Here is a 23,222-nt window from a genome sequence, read left to right as displayed (position 1 = left end):
GGAGAATGACGTGTTGCTCAAGGACAAGGTCGTGATCGTTACCGGCGGCTCGCGTGGCATCGGCCGCGCGATAGCCGTTGCGTGCGCAACCGAAGGGGCGGATGTAGCGATCAACTACTGGGGCGATAACGACGCATCGTATGGGCGCCGTTCGGCCGTCGCGGAAGTGGTCGGAGAAATTGAAGCCTTGGGGCGGCGCGTGATCGCGATCGAAGGGAACGTTGCCTTACGCGAAACCGGTCAGGAACTTGTTCGCCGCACCGTTGAAGCCTTCGACAAAGTCGATGTGCTCGCGAGCAATGCAGGCATCTGCCCGTTTCACGCCTTTCTCGACATGCCGCCCGAGATATTGGAGTCGACGGTGGCAGTCAATCTGAACGGGGCGTTCTACGTCACGCAAGCCGCCGCGCAGCAGATGAAAGCGCAGGGCACGGGCGGCGCGATCGTGGCGACGAGCTCGATCAGCGCTCTGGTGGGCGGCGGCATGCAAACCCACTACACGCCGACCAAGGCCGGTGTGCATTCGTTGATGCAGTCATGCGCGGTGGCGTTGGGGCCGTACGGTATTCGCTGCAATTCGGTGATGCCCGGCACGATCGCGACCGACCTCAACGCGGAAGATCTCGCCGACGAAGCGAAAAAAGCCTACTTCGAAAAACGTATTCCGCTGGGCAGACTGGGCCGCCCGGAGGACGTCGCCGATTGCGTGGTATTCCTTGCCTCCGACCGTGCCCGTTATGTAACAGGCGCCGCGCTGCTGGTGGACGGCGGCCTGTTCGTCAACTTGCAGTAACGGGCGATGTCGACGTCAATGAACCGGTGCGGATACGATCACAGGCTCAATCGCCGTCGCGCTGGAATCATCGCGTGCGAGCTTGCGCGAGAAACCGCGCAGCAAATCGATAAAGCGCAGCGCCGGTTCGGCGAGGGCTTCTTCCTTGCGCGTGAGAATGCCGAAGCCGGAGAGGCTCTTGCCGATCTCGAGCGGCAGCGCGACCAGCAGTTTGCCGCGCACGTGATCACGCACCACGGATTCAGGCAGCATGGCCACGGCGTCGTAGTTCTCGAGCAATTGCAGCGTGGCGAAGATCGACGCGCACTCTGTCAGGTTGACGGGTGTCGCCAGACCCGCACGCGCGAGCTCCTCTTCGAACAGCACGCGCGCCGGGCTGGTAACAGGTTGCGCGACCCACGGCCAGTCGATCAGCTCCCGCAATGTGATGCGCGAGTGCTGCGCCAGCGGATGCACCGAACGCACCACCAGCAACAACGTCTCGCGTGCGAGCGGCTCAAAGCTGAAATCGTTGTGTTGCAACGGACTGGTCAGGCGGCCAAGCGCCAGATCGACTTCGCGGCGATGCAGCAATTGCACGACCTGGTCGCTGGTTTCGCCAAGAATGCGCACGTTGAGCAGTGGGCTCTCGGTTTTCAGGGCGGCGACTGCCATGGCCAGCAGATCGGGCGCGGCGCCCATGATCGCGCCGACGGTCAACTGTCCATGTCCGCCACGGCGTTTGACGTCGAGGTCTTCGGCAAAACGGGTCAGCTCGGCGAGTGCGCGCCGCGCATACGCCAGCGTGACCACGCCGAGCGGCGTGGGCGTCATGCCGCGTGCGTTGCGCTCGAACAGCAGGAAGCCGAACGCTTCCTCGATGTCGCCGAGCATGCGGCTCGCGCTGGGTTGCGCGACGTTGATGGCTTCGGCGGCCTGGTGGAGATTGCGCGCGTCGTCGAGCGCGACGAGCAGCGCGAGGTGCTTGAACTTGAGCCGATTGACGAGTGCGATGGCAGCTGAATGTTGGCTCATGGTTCCGGGTGCGATTCGGTTTGTGGATCGCCCAATCCCAACAACGGATTGAGAAGCTATCGACGCAGGAATTATAGTCGTACCAGACGCTTCTGCGCTTCTCAGGGAAAGCGCCCGGATACGACGGGAGACAGGCCGCAATGGAAACAATCGCTTTCCGGATGGTGCTCAACCCCGGCATGCGCGAGGAATACGAACGACGTCATGCGCAAATCTGGCCTGAACTGGTTGATGCATTGCACAACGCCGGGGTGCGCGACTATCGGATCTTCTTCGACGCAGACTCGCATCACCTGTTCGCCATTCTGACGCGCAACACGAATCACACCATGAATGCGCTGCCGCAGCTCGACGTGATGCGCAAATGGTGGGATTACATGGCCGACATCATGCAGACGGCCCCTGACCATACTCCGCTTCAGCAACCGCTGGAGCCGGTCTTTCGTCTGAATTCGCTTAGCTGACTGTGCTTGCCCAATGGGCGGAGGGTGTCGCATGCAGGTTGTCGATTCGCATATCCATCTGTGGGATCTGAAGACGCATCGCTATCCGTGGCTGGAAAACCCGGGTGTGTCGTTCGTGGGGGACGCGCGCGACCTGAAGCACGACTACCTGCTCGACGATCTGCTTCGAGAGGCGGGCGATATCGAGGTGCTGAAACTGGTGCACGTGGAAGCGAACCACGATCCTGCCGATCCGGTCGAAGAAACCCGCTGGTTGCAGTCCATTGCGGATCGCCCGGCGTCGCGCGGCATGCCGGATGCGATTGTCGCCGCCGTGGATCTGTCCGCGGCGAACGCACCCGAACTGCTCGAAGCGCACGCGTCGTTCGCCAATACGCGTGGCATCAGGCAGATCCTGAATGTGCACGAGAACAAGCTGTTCGATTACGTAGGCCGTCATTTCATGCGCGAGTCGAAGTGGCGCGAACATTTTGCCTTGCTGCACCGTTACGACATGTCATTCGATCTGCAACTGTATCCGTCGCAGATGGAGGAGGCGGCTGCATTGGCGCGCGCGCATGCCGATACGATTTTTATCGTCAACCATGCGGGCATGTTCGTGGATCGCGGCAGCGTCGCTGGATATCGCGCCTGGCGTGACGGTATGCGAATGCTCGCGGGTTGCAGGAACGTCGCGGTGAAGATCAGCGGACTCGCCATGTTCGATCATCAGTGGAGCGTCGAAAGCCTACGGCCTTATGTGCTCGAAACGATCGATACGTTCGGCGTCGAGCGCGCGATGTTCGCGTCGAACTTTCCGGTCGATCGGCTGTTCGGCTCTTACCAGAATTTATGGCACGCGTACGCGGCGATCGTCGACGGCGCGAGCGACGCTGAAAAAGAAGCGCTGTTTTGCCGTAACGCGGAGCGTTTTTATCGTATCTGACGTACCTGCCGCGTCTGACGCATTCCCGAAAGCAAAAAAGAAGGAGACACGTAGTGCAGCAATCCCCATCCGCTGTGCCCAGGCTCGAACTACGGCACGCGAGCAAATCATTCGGCCGGGTCCGCGCGTTGTCCGACGGCGATCTCGCGTTGTGGCCGGGCGAAGTGCATGCGCTGCTCGGCGAAAATGGCGCGGGCAAATCGACGGTCGTGAAGATTCTCGCGGGTGTGCATCAACCGGATACCGGTGAACTGCTGGTCGACGGCGTGGCGCGCCGCTTCGCGACGCCTGCCGAAGCGCGCGATGCGGGCCTCGCCGTGATCTATCAGGAGCCGACGCTGTTCTTCGATCTCTCGATCGCGGAGAACATTTTCATGGGACGGCAGCCGGTCGACCGGATCGGCCGCATTCAGTACGACGCCATGCGCCGCGAAGTGGATGGTTTGCTGGCCTCGCTCGGGGTCGATCTGCGTGCGGATCAACTGGTGCGAGGGCTCTCGATTGCCGATCAGCAGGTGATCGAAATTGCGAAGGCGTTGTCGTTGAACGCGAACGTGCTGATCATGGACGAGCCGACCGCCGCCTTGTCGCTGCCCGAAGTGGAGCGGCTCTTCGCGATCGTGCGCAAGCTGCGTGAGCGTGACGTAGCGATTCTGTTCATTACGCACCGGCTCGATGAAGTGTTCACGTTGACGCAACGCGTGACGATCATGCGCGACGGCGCGAAAGTATTTGACGGACTCACCGCCGATCTCACCACTGAATCCATCGTCGCGAAGATGGTGGGCCGTGATCTGGAAACCTTCTATCCGAAGGCCGACCGGCCACCGGGCGAAGTGCGATTGTCCGTGCGTGGACTCACGCGCATCGGCGTATTCAAGGATATTTCCTTCGACGTCCGTGCGGGCGAGATCGTCGCGCTGGCGGGGCTCGTCGGCGCGGGACGCAGTGAGGTGGCACGCGCAATCTTCGGCATCGATCCCCTCGATTCGGGTGAAATTTCGCTTGGCGGTAAACGGCTCGCTGCAGGGAGTCCGGCCGCCGCGGTGCGTGCCGGTCTCGCGCTGGTCCCGGAGGACCGTCGTCAGCAAGGCCTGGCACTGGAGTTGAGCATCGCGCGCAATGCCTCGATGACGGTACTCGGGCGTTTGGTCAAACATGGGCTGATTTCCACGCGAAGCGAAACGCAACTGGCCAATCAGTGGGGCACGCGTTTGCGCCTCAAAGCGGGTGACCCGAACGCGCCAGTCGGCACGTTTTCAGGTGGCAATCAACAGAAGGTCGTGCTGGGCAAGTGGCTCGCCACGAATCCCAAGGTCCTGATCATCGACGAACCCACGCGTGGCATCGACGTCGGCGCCAAGGCCGAGGTGTATGGCGCGCTGGCGGAACTGGTGCGCGATGGCATGGCCGTACTGATGATTTCGAGCGAGCTGCCGGAAGTACTCGGCATGGCCGATCGCGTACTGGTCATGCACGAGGGACGTATCAGCGCAGACATAGCGCGCGCTGAAGCCGATGAAGAACGCATCATGGGTGCGGCGCTCGGTCAACCGATTCCACCCTTGGGGAACGCCGCATGATGCGCCATTCGACGACCCATCCCGCGCCGGTTCAGGCGTCAGCCCCCAAGCGCACCGGCAGTGCGCCAGGCGGTTTTATTGCGGGCGTCGCGAAGAGCCGCGAAACGACGCTTTTCGTCGTGCTGATTCTGTTGATCGTGGGTACGGGGCTCGCGAAACCGCAGTTTCTGAATCTGCAGAATCTGCGCGATGTGTTGCTCAATGTGTCGATCATCAGCTTGCTGACGGCCGGCATGACCGTGGTCATCCTGATGCGGCATATCGATCTGTCGGTGGGGTCGACGGTCGGTATCAGCGCATATGCGGTCGGCAGCCTGTACGTTGCGTTCCCGCATATGCCGGTGATCGTCGCGTTGCTGGCCGGACTTGCGATCGGATTGGTGGCGGGCAGTATCAACGCATTGCTCGTTGCCGTGGGGCGCGTGCCGTCGCTAGTGGCGACGCTCTCCACGCTCTACATCTTTCGCGGCGCGGATTATGCATGGGTACACGGCGGCCAGATCAACGCGACCAGTTTGCCTGACGCGTTTTCCCGTCTCGCTACCGGCACTTTCTTCGGCATACCGACGCTCGCGCTGATCGCAATCGTCCTGCTGGCGGGGCTGGCTGTCTATCTGAAGCAGTTTCGCGGCGGACGCGAACACTACGCCATCGGCTCGAATCCGGAGGCGGCGCGGCTTGCCGGCGTGAACGTCGAACGTCGCGTGATGGCGGGTTTTCTGCTGTCCGGCGCGATTGCCGGTTTCGCGGGCGCATTGTGGCTCGCTCGCTTCGGCACCGTCGATGCAAGCACCGCAAAGGGCATCGAATTGCAGGTCGTTGCCGCCGCCGTGGTGGGTAGCGTGGCGATCACCGGTGGAGTGGGCACCATTCTTGGCGCCACGCTTGGCGCGCTCGTGCTGGGTGTGATCAGCATCGCGCTCGTTGTGCTGCACGTCTCGCCATTCTGGGAGCAGGCGATTCAGGGTGCGCTGATCGTCGCCGCCATTACCGCCGACACCTTGCTGGCCCGCTCCGTCGCCAAACGCATGATGAGGAAACGCGATCATGGCTAAACCCGATTCGGCACTGCTCACGCGCAAACGCGAAACGCCCTTGCAATGGGAAGTGTTGCTGGTCATCGTACTGGCCCTGTCGCTCGTGCTCGGGCGCTTGTTGTCGCCGGTCTTTCTCACGGGTGCGAATGTCAGCAATATCCTCGCCGATCTGACCGAGATCGCATTGATGGCGCTGCCCATGACGCTGATTATCGTCGCCGCGGAAATCGATCTTTCGGTGGCGTCAGTGCTGGGCGCGTCCAGCGCACTGATGGGCGTGCTGTGGCACATGGGCTTGCCGATGCCGGTCGTGATCGTGCTGGTATTGATTGCCGGCGCGCTGGCGGGTCTGCTGAACGGCCTCGTGATCGTCAAACTCAACCTGCCTTCGCTCGCGGTCACCATCGGCACGCTAGCGCTGTTTCGCGGTCTGGCTTATGTGTTGCTCGGCGATCAGGCGGTCGCGGATTTTCCCGCAGCTTATACGGCGTTCGGCATGGATACGGTCGGCTCGACTTTCATTCCGTTGCCCTTTGCGATCGTGATCGTCGGCGCGGTGCTGTTTACCGTGCTGCTGCAGTCCACGGCGTTCGGCCGCAGCCTCTACGCAATCGGCGCGAATCCTACCGCGGCGGCTTTCTCCGGTATCGAGGTCGCGAAGATCAGGCTGCGTTTGTTCGTGCTGTCCGGCGCGATGAGCGCGCTGGCGGGCGTCGTCTACACGCTGCGCTTCACCAGCGCCCGTGGTGATAACGGCGAAGGGTTCGAATTGTCCGTGATCGCGGCGGTGCTGTTCGGCGGCGTGAGTATTTTCGGCGGACGCGGCTCGATGTTCGGCGTTCTGCTCTCGCTGCTGATTATCGGCGTGTTGAAGAACGCGCTGACGCTCGACGACGTGTCGAGCGAAACGCTGGCGATCGTCACCGGCGTGCTGCTGCTGGCATCGGTGCTGATTCCCAATCTGGTTGCGCGCTGGCGTGCGGCGCGTGACCGGCGTTTCATCGCGAAGTCCGCTTCTTCTTTATAACGTTCTCTTATAACCGGCTCCACAAGAAATACCCAATACCAAATACCGACAACCCGGACAGCATGTCGTCCAACAACAAAGCAGGAGACACCTCATGTTCAATCCTTTACGTCACACCGGCAAGACTGCGCTGTGCATTGCGCTGGTCGCGATCAGTTGTGCCGCATCCGCAGCAGGCCTGAAAAGCGGTCTGAAGATTGCCTTCGTGCCGAAGCAGATCAACAACCCCTATGAAGTGATTGCCGACGACGGTGGCATGGCCGCGATCAAGGAATTCAACGGGGTAGGCAAGGTCGTGGGACCGTCGGATGCGGGCGCATCGTCGCAGGTGCAATACATCAATACGCTGATCACGCAGCGGCAGGACGCAATTGTGATCGCGGCCAACGACGCGAACGCGGTCGTGCCGTATCTGAAGAAAGCGATGTCGCAAGGCATCAAGGTCGTGACCTTCGACTCGGACACGGCGCCTGAAGGGCGTCAGCTTTTCGTCAACCAGGCGAACGCGGAGGGAATCGGGCGGGGCCAGATCCAACTGGTCGCGAAACTGATGGGCGGCGAGGGCGAGTTTGCCGTGCTGTCGGCCACGCCTAACGCGACGAATCAGAATACCTGGATCAAGTGGATGCAGGAGGAGTTGAAAAAGCCCGAGTATTCGAAGATCAAGCTCGTGAAGATCGCGTACGGCAATGACGACGACCAGAAGTCGTTCGTCGAAACACAAGGCTTGCTCCAGGCGTATCCGAATCTGAAGGCGATCGTTGCGCCGACCACGGTGGGCATTGCAGCGGCGGCGCGTTACATCTCGTCGTCGTCGAGCAAGGGCAAGGTACAGGTGACCGGCTTGGGCACGCCGAATCAGATGCGTGCATTCGTGAAGAACGGGACCGTCAAGGCGTTCCAGTTGTGGGATCCGAATCAGCTCGGCTATCTGGCGGCCTATGCGGCAGCGGCGCTGTCGTCGGGGACGATTGCCGGCAAGGAAGGCGAATCGTTTGATGCCGGCAAGCTCGGCAAGCGCACGATCGGACCGCAAGGCGAAATCATTCTTGGACCGCCGACCACGTTCGACTCAAGCAATATCGACAACTTCAATTTCTAACCAGCAAGCCAGAGACCCGCAATTCGGGTACGGGATATGCGTGCCTCCCGGCCAAACCGGAAGCCGCTGCGGATGCGCACGGGAGGCGTTGTCGTGAACTTTAAGACCTATACTATGAATCGGTAAATCGACCGTGGGCGTGGTGGCTCCGAACTGCTATCTTGAGTGATCGCCGTTCAGACCATGGATGATCATTGACGCAGCAGTTGGCGGTCGCGGTTTTCGGCGAGGACGGAGGCGAGCAGTCAGAACGGATGCCGTACACGCAGATAAATCCCTGCTTAGAGGTGCATGATGATCGGAATGACGTGGCTTGTTGTGGCTGACGGAGGCCGTGCGCGTGTTTTCCAGACGCCCGGGCTCACACTCGACTTGCATGAAAAAGAAAGTCTCATCAACACTGAATATACCGGCACGATGCTGACGGAAAAGGACCGCGAGAAATTCGCGAAGCGCGTTGCCGAGTATCTGGAGGCAGGGCGGCTCCATCAACTCTACAATCGGCTAAGACTTGCCATCGAGCCGAAATTTCTCGGCATGGTCAAAGCGGATCTCAGCGAGGAAACCCGTCGACTGATATTCGAGCAAACCAGTGAGGATCTGTCGACGCTCAATGCCCGGGAAATCGAGGCGCGCCTGCGGCGACACTGATCGGCCTTCACACACTTAACCCTGCGAGGCCACGATTCGTGGCCTCGCAGGGTTTCTGTGTCAGTGTGTTATCTACGCGCTGGTTTCAGAGCTACCCGATTCTTCTGCATCACGGAACCAGGTTTCCGCATGAGAGCGCTCGGCAACCCATGAGCGGGACGGCGGCGAGTTGAACTCGCGATCGACAAACCGGCATCCCCATTCGACCCCGTCTCTTGCTGCCTCTTCTTCGGTTAGCCACTCGGGTTGAACGGTCATGGGACGAATATCGACGACTGTTCGGGTGCCGTGACTCACACTCACACTTGCGATCCAGGCGCCGAGCTTGTTGCGCTCAGGGCGCACGGCGATTTCGAATTCGCCGTAAGAAACAGTGCGTGCTGGCATCGTTCTCTCCTTTGCAGCGGTCATGATCGATATCCGCCCGCAACGCGGCGTGCGGGCTTCTCTTCCAGCGTCATCATGCCGTAACTCCAGCAGTCCGACACGCGGATTATTGAGGTTAAGTGACAAACCGGTAGACGTATTTCACCAATATCTAGCATCGGAGAAACCGATGTTCACATGAGCATGACTTTGCTCATAGACTTCGAGTACAAAAGAATCATGAGGCTCAAACTTTTCGATTGATGGGAGGTTTCATGGCACAGAATGAACTTTCATATCGGCGGTTCCAGATCGCCGCAACGATCTCACCGCTGCAGGGTAACCGGGGGATCGTCACAGTCGATGTCACAACCTCCGATCAGGCGCGCATTGCCGATCTGGGAACGGCACGCTTTCTCCATGTGGAACGATGGGTTGAAAGAAATGAGCCCGCTTTCCTTCAGGTCGTTGTGGACGAATGCAAAGTCACTATCGACCACTATGCGGACAACGTCGACGATAGTTGATTCTCCGTATCCCGCATGAGGTGCTGCCATGCAGCAGGAATTCGATTTCTACATCAACCTGAAGAAGCCGACACTCGGTCTCTATGTGCGCGCGGGAGCGGGCCTCCCCGACCTCGTCGACACAAGTGACTGGCAACTCAGTGGACACGTGTGGCAAGGCGAGCTGACGCCGGACATTCTGAAGGGGCTCGAGGCCAACGGCCATGCGTTTCAGGAGTTGGGCGCCTGACCGCGACATAGCACTTTGATCTCTACAGATTAGTACTATTCTTGCCTTAGGCTGGCTGAAAGCGCGCTGTCGAATGATATAGGGCGAGGGAGAGAACCATGTCGGAGCAGCAGGGTACGTTGAGTGACGAGTTCATCGCGCAGCAGCGCAAGCGCCTCCTCGCGTTACGCCAGGAACTGTTGGGTGGAGAGGAGAATACGATCGCGGACGAGCGAACGGCCGAGGAGGAGCACGGCGACGAAGCGCACGAGTTCGAGGACGAGGCGCAGGGCATGGCGCAGAACGAGGTCAACCAGGCGCTGCACGACGTGAACGACCAACGCATCAGCGATATCGAGCGCGCGCTTCAGAAGATCGACGAGGGGACTTACGGTCTCTCCGATGAGAGTGGTGACCCGATACCGAAAGGCCGGCTCGAAGTCGCCCCGGAAGCGATCCTGACTGTTGAAGAGCAGAGCCGGCGCGAGACCGGCAAATAATGGTGTCCAACGCCGCTGTGATGTCAGAAAAGACCTGATGCGGTCCTGAATCCGGACCGCGAAATCCTGTTCCATGAGGTGCCGCTGGCAGATTGCGCCAATGCCTATCATCGGAAAAACCAATGTTCCATTATTCACAAGCCCCTCATAGAATCCAATGACGGATTCAGGGTTTCGTTATGCTAATCATGCTGATATCGCCGTTGTAACCAATCCGTATTGTTCAGACAGTGCTCGTCGAGCACGAACAGCTGCTCCGCGCCGATGCTTAAACGCGCTCGATGAGCTATCACTATCACGTGTCCCCGGTTATTGAGCCAGACAAACGGGCCATCAACCGTCACTCAGGTGACATGTTCACCAAGCCCGTCGAACGTTCGCAACCCATATGACCGTGCCCCATAACCTTTTACGTAGCCGGATGCCTTAACCGAAAAGGTGACTCCCGATGCCAGCTCTCTGCGAAATCTGTAATGCCCGTCCCGCTGTCGCCCGTGTAACCGTTGTGCAAAACGGCGAGCGGAAGTCCTTATCGATCTGCGACTACGACTATCGGCAATTGATGCGACATCAAAGCATGCAGAACCCATTCGATTCACTGCTGGGAGGCGGAGGCCTGTCGCGCTTCTTCGGCGGCATGGAGGGCGGGGACGAGGAAGATGATGCTGGCTATGCCGAAGTGCCGCGTGAATCGGTCGATGCCACCGATGCTTTCAGCGAGCAGACGCTCGAATTGTTACAGCGCGCCGCGGAAAAAGCACACGAGCTTGGCCGTAACGAACTCGACACCGAACACCTGCTGTACGTGCTCGCGGACACTGATGTGTGTGCGGCGTTGCTGAAGGAACTCAAGCTCTCGCCGCAGGACATCAAGGCTTACATCGATCAGCATGCGCAAAAAGGAAAGGGTGATCCTGACTCGCCGGTCGACAAGATGACCATATCGCCTCGTTTGAAAAAGGCGTTCCAGTATGCGTTCCAGGCGTCGCGCGATCTCGGGCATTCATACGTCGGCCCAGAACATCTGCTCATTGGGCTTGCTGCCGTGCCGGACAGTATCGCGGGCACACTGCTGAAGAAATATGGCGTGACGCCAGAGGCGTTGCGGCAGAAGGTCGTAAAAGTCGTGGGCAAAGGCGCGGAGGACGGTCGTGTCGACACGCCCACCGGCACGCCCAACCTTGACAAGTTCGGGCGCGACCTCACAGCCATGGCACGTCAGGGCAAGCTCGACCCGGTGCTCGGCCGCGCGCAGGAAATCGAAAGTACGATCGAAGTGCTCGCGCGGCGCAAGAAGAACAACCCCGTGCTGATCGGCGAGCCGGGTGTCGGCAAGACAGCGATCGTCGAAGGGCTGGCGCAACGCATCATCAACGGCGACGTGCCTGAAGTGCTGCGCGGCAAGCGGCTCGTCGAAGTCAACATCAACTCGATGGTAGCGGGCGCGAAGTATCGCGGCGAATTCGAGGAGCGCGCCAAGCAACTGATCGATGAAGTCACAGCGAAGCAGGACGAGCTGATTCTGTTCATCGACGAACTGCACACGATCGTGGGCGCGGGGCAGGGCGGGGGCGAGGGCGGCCTCGATATCGCGAACGTGCTCAAGCCTGCGCTTGCGCGCGGCGAACTCAGTCTGATCGGCGCAACGACACTCAACGAGTATCAGAAGTACATTGAAAAGGATGCCGCGCTCGAGCGGCGCTTCCAGCCGGTGTTGGTGCCGGAGCCGACGGTCGAGCAGACCATCGTCATCCTGCGTGGCCTGCGCGACAAGCTCGAGGCACACCACCAGGTGACGTTCGCCGACGATGCGTTCGTTGCGGCAGCCGAACTGTCGGATCGCTACATTACGTCGCGCTTTTTGCCGGACAAGGCCATCGACCTGATTGACCAGGCGGCGGCACGTGTGCGCATCGGCGCGACCTCGCGTCCCGCGGCCATCCAGGAACTCGAAGCCGAAATCGCGCAGACGAAGCGCGAGCAGGATTATGCCTCCTCGCGCAAACGCTTCGATGAAGCGAAGGCTTTCGAGGCAACTATCGGCGAAAAGCAGACGAAACTCGACGAGCAGATGGAAGCATGGCAGCGCAAGACCGGTTCGGAGACGCTCGAAGTGACCGTGCAGTCAATCGCCGAAGTGGTGTCGCGTCTTACCGGGATTCCGGTCACGGAACTCACGCAGGAAGAGCGCCAGAAGCTGCTGGATATGGAGAAGAAGCTGCGCGAACGCGTGGTCGGCCAGGATGACGCGGTGATTGCCGTGAGCGATGCCGTGCGCCTGTCAAGAGCCGGACTCGGCCAGACGAACCGGCCGATCGCGACGTTCCTGTTCCTCGGACCCACGGGCGTCGGCAAGACCGAACTCGCTAAGGCGCTGGCAGAAACGGTGTTCGGCGACGAGCAGGCGGTCGTTCGTATCGACATGTCCGAGTACATGGAGCGTCACTCGGTCGCGCGGTTGATCGGGGCCCCTCCGGGCTACGTCGGGTACGACGAGGGCGGGCAACTGACCGAGCGCGTGCGGCGGCGCCCTTACAGCGTGATCCTGCTTGACGAGATCGAGAAGGCGCACCCCGACGTGTACAACGTGCTGCTGCAGGTGTTCGACGACGGGCGGCTGACCGACGGCAAGGGCCGCGTGGTGGACTTCAGCAACACGATCATCATTGCGACGAGCAACCTCGGCGCATCGATCATCATGGACAACCTCGAAAAACCGGAGGGGGACCGCCAGACCGAGAAAGCAATCCGCGAGGAATTGATGGGGGTGCTCAAGGGCCACTTCCGGCCTGAGTTCCTGAACCGGATCGACGAGATCATCGTTTTCCACGGGCTCTCGCGCGACAACATCCGCTCGATCGTGCAGATCCAGCTCGAACGGGTCGTGCGCACTGCCGCTGCACAGGACATTACTCTCAAGATAGACGAATCGGTTGTCGATCACCTCGCCGATGCTGGTTACCGGCCGGAGTTCGGTGCACGCGAGTTGAAGCGCCAGATTCGCCAGGAACTGGAAACGCGGCTTGCGAAGGAGATGCTTGGCGACGTCCTGAAGTCGGGTGACACCGTCGATGTCAGTTACGACAAGGATAGCGGCAAAGTGAAGTTCAGCAAGAGCGAGGCGCCATCCACGCCCAAGGCAACGGGCGCGAAGGGTAGCAACGGACGTGCGAAGAAGAAACCGTCCAAAGAGGCCAGCAGCCCCGAGGAAACGGAAAGCGCTCACTCGAAGCAATGAGGTGCATAACCAGCTGGGAGCCACCGCTACGTCATTGCCGACGGTGTACGGGGTCCCAGCCTGGGTGATCCGGGCGATGTGACAGTGCTTGTGCTGCGTGTACTGTGCACGCCCGCCACGGATCGATCTGTACCTTTCACGATGCATCAACCTGATTAGACTGATCTCGTATCCACGCTTTATGCCGTGATGCGGCGTAACCTCAATCCGGATAGCCATCAGGCATCCTAATAAAGGCCATGGAGTTTCAGATGACCACACGACGCGAAGTGCCTGGAATCCGACCGTATGACGGACCCGCTGGGGGCTGGGGAGCGCTCCGGGCGACAGCTCAGGCCGTCCGAACACAAATGGAAAGCATCGAGGCGCCGATCACGTTGATGCGGACCAATCAGCCTGATGGCTTCGATTGTCCGGGTTGCGCGTGGCCTGACAAGGAGCACAAATCCACGTTCCAGTTCTGCGAGAACGGCGCCAAGGCGGTCACATGGGAAGCGACGACCAAGCGGGTCACGCCGGAGTTCTTCGAGAACAACACGGTGTCGTCGCTGCTGCAACGGACGGATTACGAACTGGAGGATCTCGGCCGCCTGACGCATCCGCTCGTCTACGACCGTGCCACGGACAAATTCCGGGCGGTCGAATGGGAGGACGCATTTGCTCGCATTGGTGAAGTGCTGCGCGGCTTGTCCTCGCCCGACGAGGCCGAGTTTTATACCTCAGGCAGAGCGTCGAATGAGGCCGCCTACCTCTTTCAGTTGCTTGCGCGGGAATATGGCACCAACAATTTCCCGGATTGCTCGAACATGTGTCACGAGCCGACCAGCGTTGGCTTGCCCCAGTCGATCGGGATCGGCAAAGGTACGGTATCGCTGGATGATTTCGACAAGACCGAACTGATCCTCTCGATCGGCCACAACCCGGGCACGAATCATCCCCGCATGATGGGGACGCTCCACGAATGTTCGCGGCGCAACGTGCCGATCATCGTGTTCAATCCGCTGCGCGAGCGCGCGCTGGAGCGCTTCGCTGATCCGCAGAGCGTTTTCGAAATGGCGACCTTCGCGTCGACCCGAATCGCGTCGACCTATTTTCAGCTCGACGCCGGTGGAGACGCAGCCGCCCTCAAAGGCATCATGAAGGCGCTCCTGCAGATGGACGCGGAACAGGGCAACACGGTTCTGGACCACGAGTTCATTGCAACGCATACCCAGGGGTTCGACGCGTTTGCCGCCGATCTGGAAGCGACGTCATGGGACGATATCGAAAAGGCCAGTGGACTCACGCGTGAGGATATCGACGAGGTTGCGATTGCCTATGCAAAATCGAATGCGACGATTGTCACGTATGGTATGGGCGTTACCCAGCATAACAAAGGTACCGCCAATGTCCGTCTGATTGCGGATCTGTTGCTATTGCGCGGGAACATCGGCAAACCCGGCGCAGGCATCTGTCCTTTGCGCGGGCATTCCAACGTGCAGGGGAACCGCACGGTCGGTATCACCGAAAAACCGTCCGCCACCTTCCTCAAGCAGATCGAAGATGTATTTGGCTTCAAGCCGCCCGCGGCGCACGGACACGATGCCGTCCAGGCGATGCAGGCAATGATCGACGGTACGGCCAAGGCGCTGATTTGTCTCGGTGGAAACTTCGCTGTTGCGTTACCTGATTCCGAGCAGTGCTTTCCGGCCATGGGCAAGCTCGATCTGAGCGTCCATCTCGGTACCAAGCTCAATCGTTCGCACCTGCTGGTGGCAAAAGAAACGTACGTGCTGCCAGTTGTGGGGCGCACGGAACTGGATATCCAGGCGACCGGCCGGCAATCCATTACGGTCGAGGATTCCATGTCGATGGTCCACGCTTCTTCGGGCAAGCTGAAGCCTGCTTCCGAACACTTGCTATCTGAGCCTGCGATCGTCGCCGGTATTGCGAGAGCTGCGTTACCGAATAGCAAGGTGGCATGGTCGGAACTGGTTGCCGACTACGACAAGATTCGGGACCTGATCGAGCAAACTGTGCCGGGATTCGAGGCATTCAACGCACGAATCAGAGTGCCGGGCGGATTCCGTATGCCGCTTCCCCCGACCGAACGCGTGTGGCCCACGCCGTCAGGCAAGGCGATGTTCTCGGTGTACGGCGGGGTGAAGGAAGATGCAGACGTTTTCGGCGCTGAAAATGTGCTGCGACTCATCACAATCCGCAGCCACGACCAGTACAACACCACCATCTATGCCATGGACGATCGTTACCGGGGCGTGTTCGGTCGCCGTGACGTGCTGTTTATGAACGAAGACGATCTTGCCGCACGTGGACTCGAGCATGGCGATCTGGTCGACATTGAAACGATTTCAGCGGGCAGGCAGCGAAGCTTGAAGAAAATAACGGTAATTGCTTACAACATCGCACCGGGTTCAGTGGCGGCATACTATCCTGAAGCGAACGTGCTGGTGCCGCTCGACTTTATCGATAAGGAGAGCGGCACGCCTTCGTACAAGTCTGTTCCGGTTCATGTTGTGCGCTCGGCACAAGCCTGACTTTGAGCGATGACGGGTCGATCAACCGGACGTGCGCGTCCAGTTGACCGGCCTGCAGGATAACGGGCGTGAACGCCGTTTTACGCAAATGCGGTTGTCACCTGGAGCCATTGATCAATTATGGAAATCTTCGATGCATTCCACCTTGCCAGGTTGCAGTTTGCGTTTACGGTTTCATTTCACATTATTTTTCCCGCGATCAGTATCGGCATGGCGAGTTTCCTCGCGGTGCTGGAATGGCGCTGGCTGCTCACCGGCGACGTTGCCTATAAGGAGATGTTCCAGTTCTGGTCGAAGATCTTCGCGGTGGGCTTCGGCATGGGGGTGGTCTCGGGCGTGGTGATGGCTTACGAGTTCGGCACCAACTGGAGTGGCTTTTCCAGCGTGGCCGGCAACGTCACGGGGCCGCTTCTGACTTACGAAGTGCTGACCGCATTCTTTCTCGAGGCCGGCTTTCTCGGCGTCATGCTGTTTGGCTGGCAACGCGTCAGTCCACGCGCGCACTTCTTCGCCACGCTAATGGTTGCGGTGGGCACACTCATTTCCACGTTCTGGATTCTCGCGTCGAACAGCTTCATGCAGACGCCGCAAGGATTCGCTGTCGAGAATGGTCGGATCGTACCGGTCGACTGGATGAAGGTGATTTTCAATCCTTCGTTTCCGTATCGCCTCGCGCATATGACGATTGCCGCGTTCATCGTCGCGGGCTTCATTGTTGCCGCGTGCGGTGCGTGGCATCTGTTGCAGGGTCGGCGCGACAAACCCGTCACGCGTAGTTTTTCGATGGCGCTGTGGATTCTGCTTTTCCTGACGCCAATACAGATTTTCGTCGGCGATGCGCACGGACTCAACACGCGCAAATATCAGCCGGCCAAGATCGCGGCGATTGAAGGCCTGTGGGAAACCGAGCACGGGGGCACCGCGCTCAATCTGGTCGGCCTGCCCGATATGGATGCGGAAGTGACGCGATACACGATCCAGATACCGCATCTGGGCAGCCTGATTCTGACTCACAGTTGGGATGGCGAGATTCGCGGCCTGAAAGAGTTTCCGCCCGAGGACCGTCCGTATTCGCCGATCGTGTTCTGGACTTTCCGGATCATGGCGGGTCTCGGCATGTTGATGTTGTTGACGGCGCTGCTTGGTCTGCTGCTCAGAGTGCGCGGCCGCCTCTACGAGACGCGCTGGTATCAGGGTTTCGTCCTGTGCATGGGGCCTTCCGGAATCGTGGCGCTATTGGCGGGGTGGGTAACGACCGAGGTCGGCCGTCAACCGTGGACGGTCTACGGTGTCCTGCGCACTGCGGACTCTGTCTCGCCGGTCAGTTCCCAGCAGGTCGGCGTTTCCTTGCTGATTTTTGTGCTGGTGTATTTCCTCGTGTTCGGCATGGGCTTCTACTACATGATGAAGATGATGAAGCGCGGACCTGAAGAGCACGTCGAGCGCCGCGATTCCCGTCGGCATCCGGTCCTGCGTAATCGTCCGTTGGACGCACTGGAAGGGGAGTGACGCCATGCAAATCGATCTTCCTGTTGTGTGGGCCGCGATCATCGGACTCGGCGTTTTTATCTACGTGATGCTGGACGGCTTCGACTTGGGCATCGGCCTGCTGTTTCCGTTTTTCGAGGAGAAGGGCGACCGGCAAGTGATGCTCAATACCATCGCGCCGGTCTGGGACGGTAACGAGACATTCCTCGTGCTCGGCGGCGCCGGGCTTTACGGGGCGTTCCCGGTGGTCTATTCGACGCTGCTGCCGGCGAACTATCTCCCGCTGATCCTGATGGTGATCGGCCTGATCTTCCGCGGGGCGGCCTTCGAACTGCGCGCCAAGGCCGTCAGGACCCAACACGCGTGGGACCTCGCCTTCATTGGCGGTTCCGCGCTCGCGGGGCTCTGCCAGGGCATCGTGCTGGGGTCGCTGCTGCAAGGCATCAAGATCGTCGATGGCCGCTTTGCCGGCGGCGCGTTCGACTGGCTGTCGCCGTTCAGCCTGTTCTGCGGAATCGGCGTACTCACCACGTATGCGACGCTCGGTTGCGGCTGGCTTGTCCTGAAGACGGATGGCGAATTGCAGCACAAGATGCGTGAGGTGATGCGGCCGCTTGTGAGCATCCTGCTCGGGGTGATGGTCGTCGTGAGTCTATGGACGGTAATCGGCTTGCCGGCGGTTGCACATCGCTGGTTCGGCAGCGGCAATCTCGGCTGGTTTCTGCCGGTGCCGATTCTTGTGGTCGCTTGTGTGTGGGGCGTCTTCCGTTCGCTTCGCCAGAAGCACGAGGCGACGCCGTTCCTGCTCACGCTCGCGCTGTGCTTTCTCGGCTATAGCGGTTTGCTCATCAGCATCTGGCCGAACATCGTTCCGCCGTCGCTGACGATCTGGGAAGCATCGTCGAGCCACTCGAGCCAGTTGTTTGCGCTGGTCGGCACGGTGATCGTGCTGCCGATCATCCTTGTCTACAACGTCATGCAGTATCGCGTGTTCCGGGGCAAGGTGCGCGAAGGGGATGCCGGTTACCACTGAGGTGACGGCGCAGCCAGACCATTAAAAGAGCACATTATGATTGTGAGGCCAGGGCAGAACTGGTTCCGGCTGCTGTTTGTCTGGAACGGTTCCGTGTTGCAGTCGATTATTCCGCAGTTGGTTTTTATGGCCGCGGTCAGCAGTCTTGCTGTCGTGACGCAAGGGCGCATTTTCGGCGAGAAAATCCCACTTAATACGGCGCCGTTCACATTGTTCGGCCTGGCGCTTGCGATCTTCCTGGCGTTCCGCAACAACGCAAGTTACGAGCGCTTCAATGAGGCGCGCCATCTTTGGGGCAGCATCCTGATCTCGGCGCGGGCGCTGACTTCGCAGATGCTGTGTTACGTGCCGCGGAGCGATCACCACGTTCAAATGGCTCATACGCTGATTGCGAGTGTGTACGCGTTGAAGCATCAACTGCGCGGGACCGACCCGACTTCCGATCTCGTTCGCTTTCTCGGACGCACGCGCACAGAGGCATTGCAGCACACCTGCTACAAACCGACCGCGCTGCTCAATGAGCTTCGTCGCGACTTTGCCGATCTGCAAGTGCGGGCCTTGATGTCGGATACCCAGCTCTGGATGCTGGACGCGCAGATCAACGAATTGGGAAAGACGGTGGGAGGGTGTGAACGGATCGCATCGACGCCCATCCCGTTTGCCTACAGTGTGTTGCTGCACCGCACCGTCTACGCCTATTGCGTTTTGTTGCCGTTCGGTCTGGTCGATTCGACGGAGTTCTTCACGCCGCTTCTTTGTGTTTTCATTTCCTATACGCTCATTGCGCTCGAAGCGATTGCTAGCGAAGTCGCCGAGCCTTTTACCGTCGCGCCGAATGCGCTGGCGCTTGATGCCATGACCCGCAACATCGAGCGTTCGATTCTCGAGCTTTGCGGCTGCGAACTTCCTGAGGAGGTCGTACCGGTGCGTGCGTACCAGTTGACTTAGGGGGCGTTCTTCGACGCGTTCGGTCAGTCTGCCCGACAGGACGTGCACCAGCTTCGCCGTCGCTCATGATACGGCGCGCGAACTGTACTCCTGAAATTCGGCACAGACTGTGCGTCCCGAGGGCGAGCCCGACGCACTATCCTGCCAACAGGACATTGGCGAACCGGCGGTCGTCCCGGTCAGACAGATCGACTGCCGCCAACGCCACATGCCGCCGCCCACCTTCGGATAGATCGTGAACATCGTCCACCAGCCCATATTCGCCGACACTGCATCTCCCCATGGCATATCCGCCGGTGCCGTCACGACTACGCTCGATACGCTTGATCGTCCACTGCGGGATTTACGCCTGTCCGTTATCGATCAATGCAATTTCCGCTGTACGTACTGCATGCCGCGGGAGACCTTCGGCGCAGACTACCGGTTCCTGCCGTCTTCGGAACGCCTGTCGTTTGAACAGATGGTCAAGCTCGCGAAAGCGTTCGCACTGCTCGGGGTGGAGAAAATCCGCATCACGGGCGGCGAGCCGCTCCTGCGGCGTGGACTCGAATCCCTGATCGAACAACTCGCGAAACTGACCACACCTGGCGGCAAACCGCTGGAGCTCGCGCTGACGACAAACGGCTCCCTGCTTGCCGCAAAGGCGCGTTCGTTGCGTGACGCCGGCCTCGGTCGCGTGACGGTGAGTCTCGACGCGGTGGACGATGCCATATTCCGCCGGATGAGTGACGTCGACATGCCCGTGTCGCGGATCCTGGATGGGATCGAGGCCGCGCGCGCGGTGGGACTCGACCCGGTCAAGGTCAACGCCGTGATCGAGCGAGGCGTCAACGACAGCCAGATCCTCCCGCTCGTGCGGCAGTTCAGGGGCACCGGCGTGGCCGTGCGCTTCATCGAATTTATGGACGTTGGCGGCGCGGGCGGCTGGTCGAACACGAAGGTGATCACGGCGCGCGAGACGCGTGACATCGTCGAATCAGCGTTTCCGCTGGTCCCCGTCGTCGTTCGTGAACAGACGGGCACCGCCGTCAACTATCGCCATGCCGACGGCACAGGCGAAGTCGGCTTCATCGCGAGCGTATCGCAGCCATTCTGCGGGTCGTGTTCGCGCGCTCGTGTATCGGCCGACGGTCAACTTTATTCATGTCTTTTCGCCACGCATGGCACGGACCTCAAGCCCTGGCTCACTGAGGCCGCTTCAGTTGAGCAACTGGCTGGGGTCGTCCGCAGCCGGTGGACCCAGCGCGACGATCGCTACTCCGAGCTTCGCTCGACGCCGCGTCGGCCAGGATCGGGGAAAGCCTATCCCACCGTCCGCATGTCGCTGGTCGGCGGTTGAGGCCTGACGAGTCCTTGCGAAGCAGGCACAGACCGGAGTTCTGCCATGACAACACCGTCGCCCAGCGATCGCGCACAGCTTGACGTGGCGAATGTCGGCAAGCGTGCAAACGATCCTGCGCTTGTCCAGGCCACGATCGCGTCGGGCTTCGAAGTGCGGGTCCAGCTTCAGCCGATCGACATCCAGTCGGAAATCATGCCGGTCACGCGCAATCCCAACGTTGGCGCGATCGTGAACTTCCTCGGCGTGGTACGTCATTGCGGCGATTTCGACGACGTGGTCGCACTCGAGCTCGAGCACTATCCGGGGATGACGGAGCAGTCGTTCAGCAGCATCGTTGAAGAGGCCATCGCACGATGGCACCTGGAGGCGGTGAAGATCGTGCATCGGGTGGGCCGCGTCGCGCTTGGCGAGGCGGTGGTGCTCGTCGTGGTGGCCGCGCCGCATCGCAGGGCAGCATTCGACGCGTGTGAATTCCTGATGGACTTCCTGAAGGCCCATGCACCGCTGTGGAAGAAGGAAATCCGCCGTGACGGCGAAGTCACATGGGTCGAAGCCAAGACGCACGACGAACAGGCGATGCTACGGTGGGGTTGATGCGCGATTCGCTCAAAACGTGCGCCCACATCGCGCCGGCAACAGGAACATATCAATGAAACTCACCATCAGATATTTCGCTAGCGTTCGTGAACAACTCGGCATCTCGCAGGAGATTGTGCACATAGACGCGCCCGAACTCCCCGTTGACTCCTTGCGGGTCAGGCTCGCGTCGAGAGACGAGCGGATGGCCGAGGCACTGCGCGTGGGCCGGCCGCTGCGCACAGCCGTCAATCACGAGATGGTCGCCGACACCTTTGTCGTGCGCGAGGACAGCGAAATCGCGTTCTTTCCGCCAGTGACGGGTGGCTGAGGCTGCTGCCTTCAAGATCCCAATCGAGCCGCTACCTGGCGCACATCGCGACGAGCTTGCCCACAGTAATCACCGCCTGCTCGATCTCGCTTGACCAGGGGCTGCTGTAATTGAGGCGGATGAAGTTCCGATAGGTCGTCTCCGAGACCGAGAACATGTAGCCCGGTCCGATGGTGATACCTTGCTCGAGCGCGAGGTTATAGAGCCGCATCGCGTCGACCTTTGGCGGCAGCTCGATCCACAGCACATATCCGCCCGCGGGGTTGGACATGCGGGTGCCTTCAGGAAAGAAACGCGAGACGGTCGCCTTCATCAGATTGGCCTGCTGCGCATACGCTCTGCGCACCCTGCGCAGATGATGCTCATAGCCGTCGCGTTCAAGGAATTCCGCAATCGCCATTTGCGGAATCGACGGAGACGTCAGCGTATTCAGGAACTTGAGTTTCTCCACCTGATCGCGATATCGGCCCGGCAGCGCCCAACCAATCCGATAGGCTGCCGTGAGGGTCTTCGAGAACGACCCGCAGTGCAGCACCAGCCCCTTCGTGTCGAAGGACTTCAACGTGCTGGGATGCGTGCTGTCATAGTGAAGCTCGTTGTAGACACCATTCTCGATGACCGGAATGTCCCGCTTCGTCAGGAATTCCACGAGTTCGCGCTTGCGTTCGTCGGGCATCAGAAAACCCAGCGGATTCTGGAAGTTCGGCATGACCATGCAGGCCGTGATGGTCTGCGACTCCACGATCGCGGCGAGCGCTTCAATATCGATGCCATGCTCCGGATGCGTCGACACCTCGATCGCTTTCATGCCCATCCGTTCGATCGCATGGAGCATCGCGTAGAACGTCGGTGACTCGACCGCGATCACGTCGCCGGGCTTCGCGACCGCTTGCAGGCACAGATTGATCGCCTCAGTTGCGCCGACCGTGATGATGATCTCGTTCGGATCGACGGCCATGCCGTTCTCGAGGTAGCGTCGCGCGATCTGCCGCACAAGCGCCGCATTGCCGGGCGGCAGCGCGTCGGTCACGCCCCAGCGCGTCTTGCCGCGTCCCGCGTCGTAGGCGTAGCGATTGATCCTTTCGAAGGGAAAGAGGCCAGGGTCGGGGTAGGGCGAACCGAGCGGCACGGCATCGTCGACACCGATCGAGCGCAAGGTGGACAGCACCAGCCGGCTCACGTCGACCGGCGACGAAATCGGAATTGGCTTCGATGGCCGGAGTTCGAGTGTTTTCCGTTCGCCCCCGTCGCCCCGGAAGTTGACGAAATAGCCCGACTGAGGCCTTGCCGTCAACAAACCACGACTTTCGAGCAGCAAATAGGCGCGGATGACGGTCGTCACGCTGAGCCGGTGCTGCTGGCTGGTCTGCCGTACCGATGGAAGGCGTTCGCCATGCCCGTACACGCCTTGCCGGATCAGCTTCTCGATGTCATCTGCCAGCTTCTCGTAGAGATTCATCGGACGATTCCCTTAGCGTTCCGCAGCGGCACGTTGTATCGGCCTCTCCACCGGCCTGCATGCGCTCGCCTCGCCA

General features: G+C 60.2%; 22 protein-coding genes. 19 read left to right on the top strand and 3 right to left on the bottom strand.

What is annotated here, in order from left to right; all coding sequences use genetic code 11:
- Positions 1–10: 10 nt before the first annotated feature.
- On the top strand, positions 11–793 hold the full coding sequence (locus M0D68_RS17055; protein ID WP_200651974.1) for an SDR family NAD(P)-dependent oxidoreductase: 783 nt from the start codon (positions 11–13) through the stop codon (positions 791–793).
- 15 nt (positions 794–808) lie between these two features.
- Here M0D68_RS17055 and M0D68_RS17050 read toward each other — a convergent pair whose 3' ends face one another.
- Complete coding sequence (locus tag M0D68_RS17050; protein ID WP_200651975.1) at positions 809–1,807, bottom strand: LysR family transcriptional regulator; 999 nt, start codon at positions 1,805–1,807, stop codon at positions 809–811.
- Between the two features lie 140 nt (positions 1,808–1,947).
- On the opposite strand from M0D68_RS17050, the gene rhaM reads away from it, so the two are divergent.
- The 7 genes from rhaM to M0D68_RS17015 all read left to right on the top strand — a co-directional run bounded on the left by rhaM (position 1,948) and on the right by M0D68_RS17015 (position 8,596).
- The gene (gene rhaM, locus M0D68_RS17045) at positions 1,948–2,271 is read left to right on the top strand and encodes an L-rhamnose mutarotase (protein ID WP_200651976.1); all 324 of its coding nucleotides are present in this window, start codon (positions 1,948–1,950) and stop codon (positions 2,269–2,271) included.
- A gap of 31 nt (positions 2,272–2,302) precedes the next feature.
- The gene (locus M0D68_RS17040) at positions 2,303–3,196 is read left to right on the top strand and encodes an amidohydrolase (RefSeq protein WP_211706967.1); all 894 of its coding nucleotides are present in this window, start codon (positions 2,303–2,305) and stop codon (positions 3,194–3,196) included.
- 53 nt (positions 3,197–3,249) lie between these two features.
- Positions 3,250–4,779, top strand: a complete 1,530-nt coding sequence (locus tag M0D68_RS17035; RefSeq protein WP_266210784.1) for a sugar ABC transporter ATP-binding protein — start codon at positions 3,250–3,252, stop codon at positions 4,777–4,779.
- Positions 4,776–5,834, top strand: a complete 1,059-nt coding sequence (locus M0D68_RS17030; RefSeq protein ID WP_211706966.1) for an ABC transporter permease — start codon at positions 4,776–4,778, stop codon at positions 5,832–5,834. Before M0D68_RS17035 ends, M0D68_RS17030 begins: the two co-directional genes overlap by 4 nt.
- Positions 5,827–6,843 (top strand): ABC transporter permease, encoded by a 1,017-nt coding sequence (locus tag M0D68_RS17025; protein WP_211706965.1) that lies wholly within the window; start codon positions 5,827–5,829, stop codon positions 6,841–6,843. The genes M0D68_RS17030 and M0D68_RS17025 overlap by 8 nt, the downstream gene beginning before the upstream one ends.
- A gap of 94 nt (positions 6,844–6,937) precedes the next feature.
- The gene (gene rhaS / locus M0D68_RS17020) at positions 6,938–7,945 is read left to right on the top strand and encodes a rhamnose ABC transporter substrate-binding protein (RefSeq protein WP_054035983.1); all 1,008 of its coding nucleotides are present in this window, start codon (positions 6,938–6,940) and stop codon (positions 7,943–7,945) included.
- A 291-nt stretch (positions 7,946–8,236) separates the two neighbouring features.
- A complete protein-coding gene (locus M0D68_RS17015; RefSeq protein ID WP_234487718.1) occupies positions 8,237–8,596 on the top strand; it encodes a host attachment protein in 360 nt (119 codons plus the stop codon).
- 72 nt (positions 8,597–8,668) lie between these two features.
- Here the strand turns inward: M0D68_RS17015 and M0D68_RS17010 are convergent, their stop codons facing one another.
- Positions 8,669–9,007 (bottom strand): DUF6566 family protein, encoded by a 339-nt coding sequence (locus M0D68_RS17010; protein WP_244869788.1) that lies wholly within the window; start codon positions 9,005–9,007, stop codon positions 8,669–8,671.
- A gap of 230 nt (positions 9,008–9,237) precedes the next feature.
- Here M0D68_RS17010 and M0D68_RS17005 point away from each other — a divergent pair, with 230 nt between their 5' ends.
- The 11 genes from M0D68_RS17005 to M0D68_RS16955 all read left to right on the top strand — a co-directional run bounded on the left by M0D68_RS17005 (position 9,238) and on the right by M0D68_RS16955 (position 21,687).
- The gene (locus M0D68_RS17005) at positions 9,238–9,489 is read left to right on the top strand and encodes a hypothetical protein (RefSeq protein ID WP_093636035.1); all 252 of its coding nucleotides are present in this window, start codon (positions 9,238–9,240) and stop codon (positions 9,487–9,489) included.
- Positions 9,490–9,517: 28 nt separating this feature from the next.
- Positions 9,518–9,718: a hypothetical protein gene (locus M0D68_RS17000; RefSeq protein ID WP_211706964.1), complete on the top strand. Its 201-nt coding sequence runs from the start codon at positions 9,518–9,520 to the stop codon at positions 9,716–9,718.
- Positions 9,719–9,816: 98 nt separating this feature from the next.
- Positions 9,817–10,197, top strand: a complete 381-nt coding sequence (locus M0D68_RS16995) for a TraR/DksA family transcriptional regulator (protein WP_211706963.1) — start codon at positions 9,817–9,819, stop codon at positions 10,195–10,197.
- A gap of 448 nt (positions 10,198–10,645) precedes the next feature.
- Positions 10,646–13,435, top strand: a complete 2,790-nt coding sequence (locus tag M0D68_RS16990; RefSeq protein WP_093636028.1) for an ATP-dependent Clp protease ATP-binding subunit — start codon at positions 10,646–10,648, stop codon at positions 13,433–13,435.
- A gap of 251 nt (positions 13,436–13,686) precedes the next feature.
- Positions 13,687–15,969 (top strand): FdhF/YdeP family oxidoreductase, encoded by a 2,283-nt coding sequence (locus M0D68_RS16985; RefSeq protein WP_093636026.1) that lies wholly within the window; start codon positions 13,687–13,689, stop codon positions 15,967–15,969.
- 120 nt (positions 15,970–16,089) lie between these two features.
- The gene (locus M0D68_RS16980) at positions 16,090–17,478 is read left to right on the top strand and encodes a cytochrome ubiquinol oxidase subunit I (RefSeq protein WP_093636024.1); all 1,389 of its coding nucleotides are present in this window, start codon (positions 16,090–16,092) and stop codon (positions 17,476–17,478) included.
- Between the two features lie 4 nt (positions 17,479–17,482).
- Entirely contained in the window at positions 17,483–18,490 is a 1,008-nt protein-coding gene (cydB, locus tag M0D68_RS16975; protein WP_093636022.1) for a cytochrome d ubiquinol oxidase subunit II, read from the top strand.
- Positions 18,491–18,526: 36 nt separating this feature from the next.
- Positions 18,527–19,438 carry a bestrophin family protein gene (locus M0D68_RS16970; protein WP_054036000.1) on the top strand — a complete coding sequence of 304 codons (912 nt, stop codon included), beginning with the start codon at positions 18,527–18,529 and terminating at the stop codon, positions 19,436–19,438.
- Between the two features lie 256 nt (positions 19,439–19,694).
- Positions 19,695–20,777 (top strand): GTP 3',8-cyclase MoaA, encoded by a 1,083-nt coding sequence (gene moaA, locus M0D68_RS16965; RefSeq protein ID WP_244869790.1) that lies wholly within the window; start codon positions 19,695–19,697, stop codon positions 20,775–20,777.
- Positions 20,778–20,822: 45 nt separating this feature from the next.
- Entirely contained in the window at positions 20,823–21,374 is a 552-nt protein-coding gene (locus M0D68_RS16960; RefSeq protein WP_211706961.1) for a molybdenum cofactor biosynthesis protein MoaE, read from the top strand.
- A gap of 55 nt (positions 21,375–21,429) precedes the next feature.
- Entirely contained in the window at positions 21,430–21,687 is a 258-nt protein-coding gene (locus M0D68_RS16955; RefSeq protein WP_211706960.1) for a MoaD/ThiS family protein, read from the top strand.
- Between the two features lie 31 nt (positions 21,688–21,718).
- Here M0D68_RS16955 and M0D68_RS16950 read toward each other — a convergent pair whose 3' ends face one another.
- Positions 21,719–23,146, bottom strand: coding sequence for a PLP-dependent aminotransferase family protein (locus M0D68_RS16950; protein WP_093636169.1), 1,428 nt, complete (start codon positions 23,144–23,146; stop codon positions 21,719–21,721).
- Between the last annotated feature and the right edge of the window lie 76 nt (positions 23,147–23,222).

The sequence above is a fragment of the Paraburkholderia sp. SEWSISQ10-3 4 genome (assembly GCF_030464785.1).
Lineage (GTDB): Bacteria > Pseudomonadota > Gammaproteobacteria > Burkholderiales > Burkholderiaceae > Paraburkholderia > Paraburkholderia aspalathi.
This window is presented reverse-complemented; position numbering and strand designations above follow the sequence as displayed.

What these genes read in the sequence shown, in the direction of transcription:
- M0D68_RS16955 (WP_211706960.1), top strand. Translation starts at nt 21,430, where the DNA reads ATGAAACTCACCATCAGATATTTCGCTAGCGTTCGTGAACAACTCGGC.
- M0D68_RS17005 (WP_093636035.1), top strand. Translation starts at nt 9,238, where the DNA reads ATGGCACAGAATGAACTTTCATATCGGCGGTTCCAGATCGCCGCAACG.
- M0D68_RS16995 (WP_211706963.1), top strand. Translation starts at nt 9,817, where the DNA reads ATGTCGGAGCAGCAGGGTACGTTGAGTGACGAGTTCATCGCGCAGCAG.
- M0D68_RS17010 (WP_244869788.1), bottom strand. Translation starts at nt 9,007, where the DNA reads ATGACCGCTGCAAAGGAGAGAACGATGCCAGCACGCACTGTTTCTTAC.
- M0D68_RS17025 (WP_211706965.1), top strand. Translation starts at nt 5,827, where the DNA reads ATGGCTAAACCCGATTCGGCACTGCTCACGCGCAAACGCGAAACGCCC.
- M0D68_RS17040 (WP_211706967.1), top strand. Translation starts at nt 2,303, where the DNA reads ATGCAGGTTGTCGATTCGCATATCCATCTGTGGGATCTGAAGACGCAT.
- M0D68_RS16960 (WP_211706961.1), top strand. Translation starts at nt 20,823, where the DNA reads ATGACAACACCGTCGCCCAGCGATCGCGCACAGCTTGACGTGGCGAAT.
- cydB (WP_093636022.1), top strand. Translation starts at nt 17,483, where the DNA reads ATGCAAATCGATCTTCCTGTTGTGTGGGCCGCGATCATCGGACTCGGC.
- M0D68_RS16985 (WP_093636026.1), top strand. Translation starts at nt 13,687, where the DNA reads ATGACCACACGACGCGAAGTGCCTGGAATCCGACCGTATGACGGACCC.
- rhaM (WP_200651976.1), top strand. Translation starts at nt 1,948, where the DNA reads ATGGAAACAATCGCTTTCCGGATGGTGCTCAACCCCGGCATGCGCGAG.
- M0D68_RS16980 (WP_093636024.1), top strand. Translation starts at nt 16,090, where the DNA reads ATGGAAATCTTCGATGCATTCCACCTTGCCAGGTTGCAGTTTGCGTTT.
- M0D68_RS16950 (WP_093636169.1), bottom strand. Translation starts at nt 23,146, where the DNA reads ATGAATCTCTACGAGAAGCTGGCAGATGACATCGAGAAGCTGATCCGG.
- M0D68_RS17015 (WP_234487718.1), top strand. Translation starts at nt 8,237, where the DNA reads ATGATGATCGGAATGACGTGGCTTGTTGTGGCTGACGGAGGCCGTGCG.
- M0D68_RS17050 (WP_200651975.1), bottom strand. Translation starts at nt 1,807, where the DNA reads ATGAGCCAACATTCAGCTGCCATCGCACTCGTCAATCGGCTCAAGTTC.
- M0D68_RS16970 (WP_054036000.1), top strand. Translation starts at nt 18,527, where the DNA reads ATGATTGTGAGGCCAGGGCAGAACTGGTTCCGGCTGCTGTTTGTCTGG.
- M0D68_RS16990 (WP_093636028.1), top strand. Translation starts at nt 10,646, where the DNA reads ATGCCAGCTCTCTGCGAAATCTGTAATGCCCGTCCCGCTGTCGCCCGT.
- M0D68_RS17030 (WP_211706966.1), top strand. Translation starts at nt 4,776, where the DNA reads ATGATGCGCCATTCGACGACCCATCCCGCGCCGGTTCAGGCGTCAGCC.
- M0D68_RS17000 (WP_211706964.1), top strand. Translation starts at nt 9,518, where the DNA reads ATGCAGCAGGAATTCGATTTCTACATCAACCTGAAGAAGCCGACACTC.
- rhaS (WP_054035983.1), top strand. Translation starts at nt 6,938, where the DNA reads ATGTTCAATCCTTTACGTCACACCGGCAAGACTGCGCTGTGCATTGCG.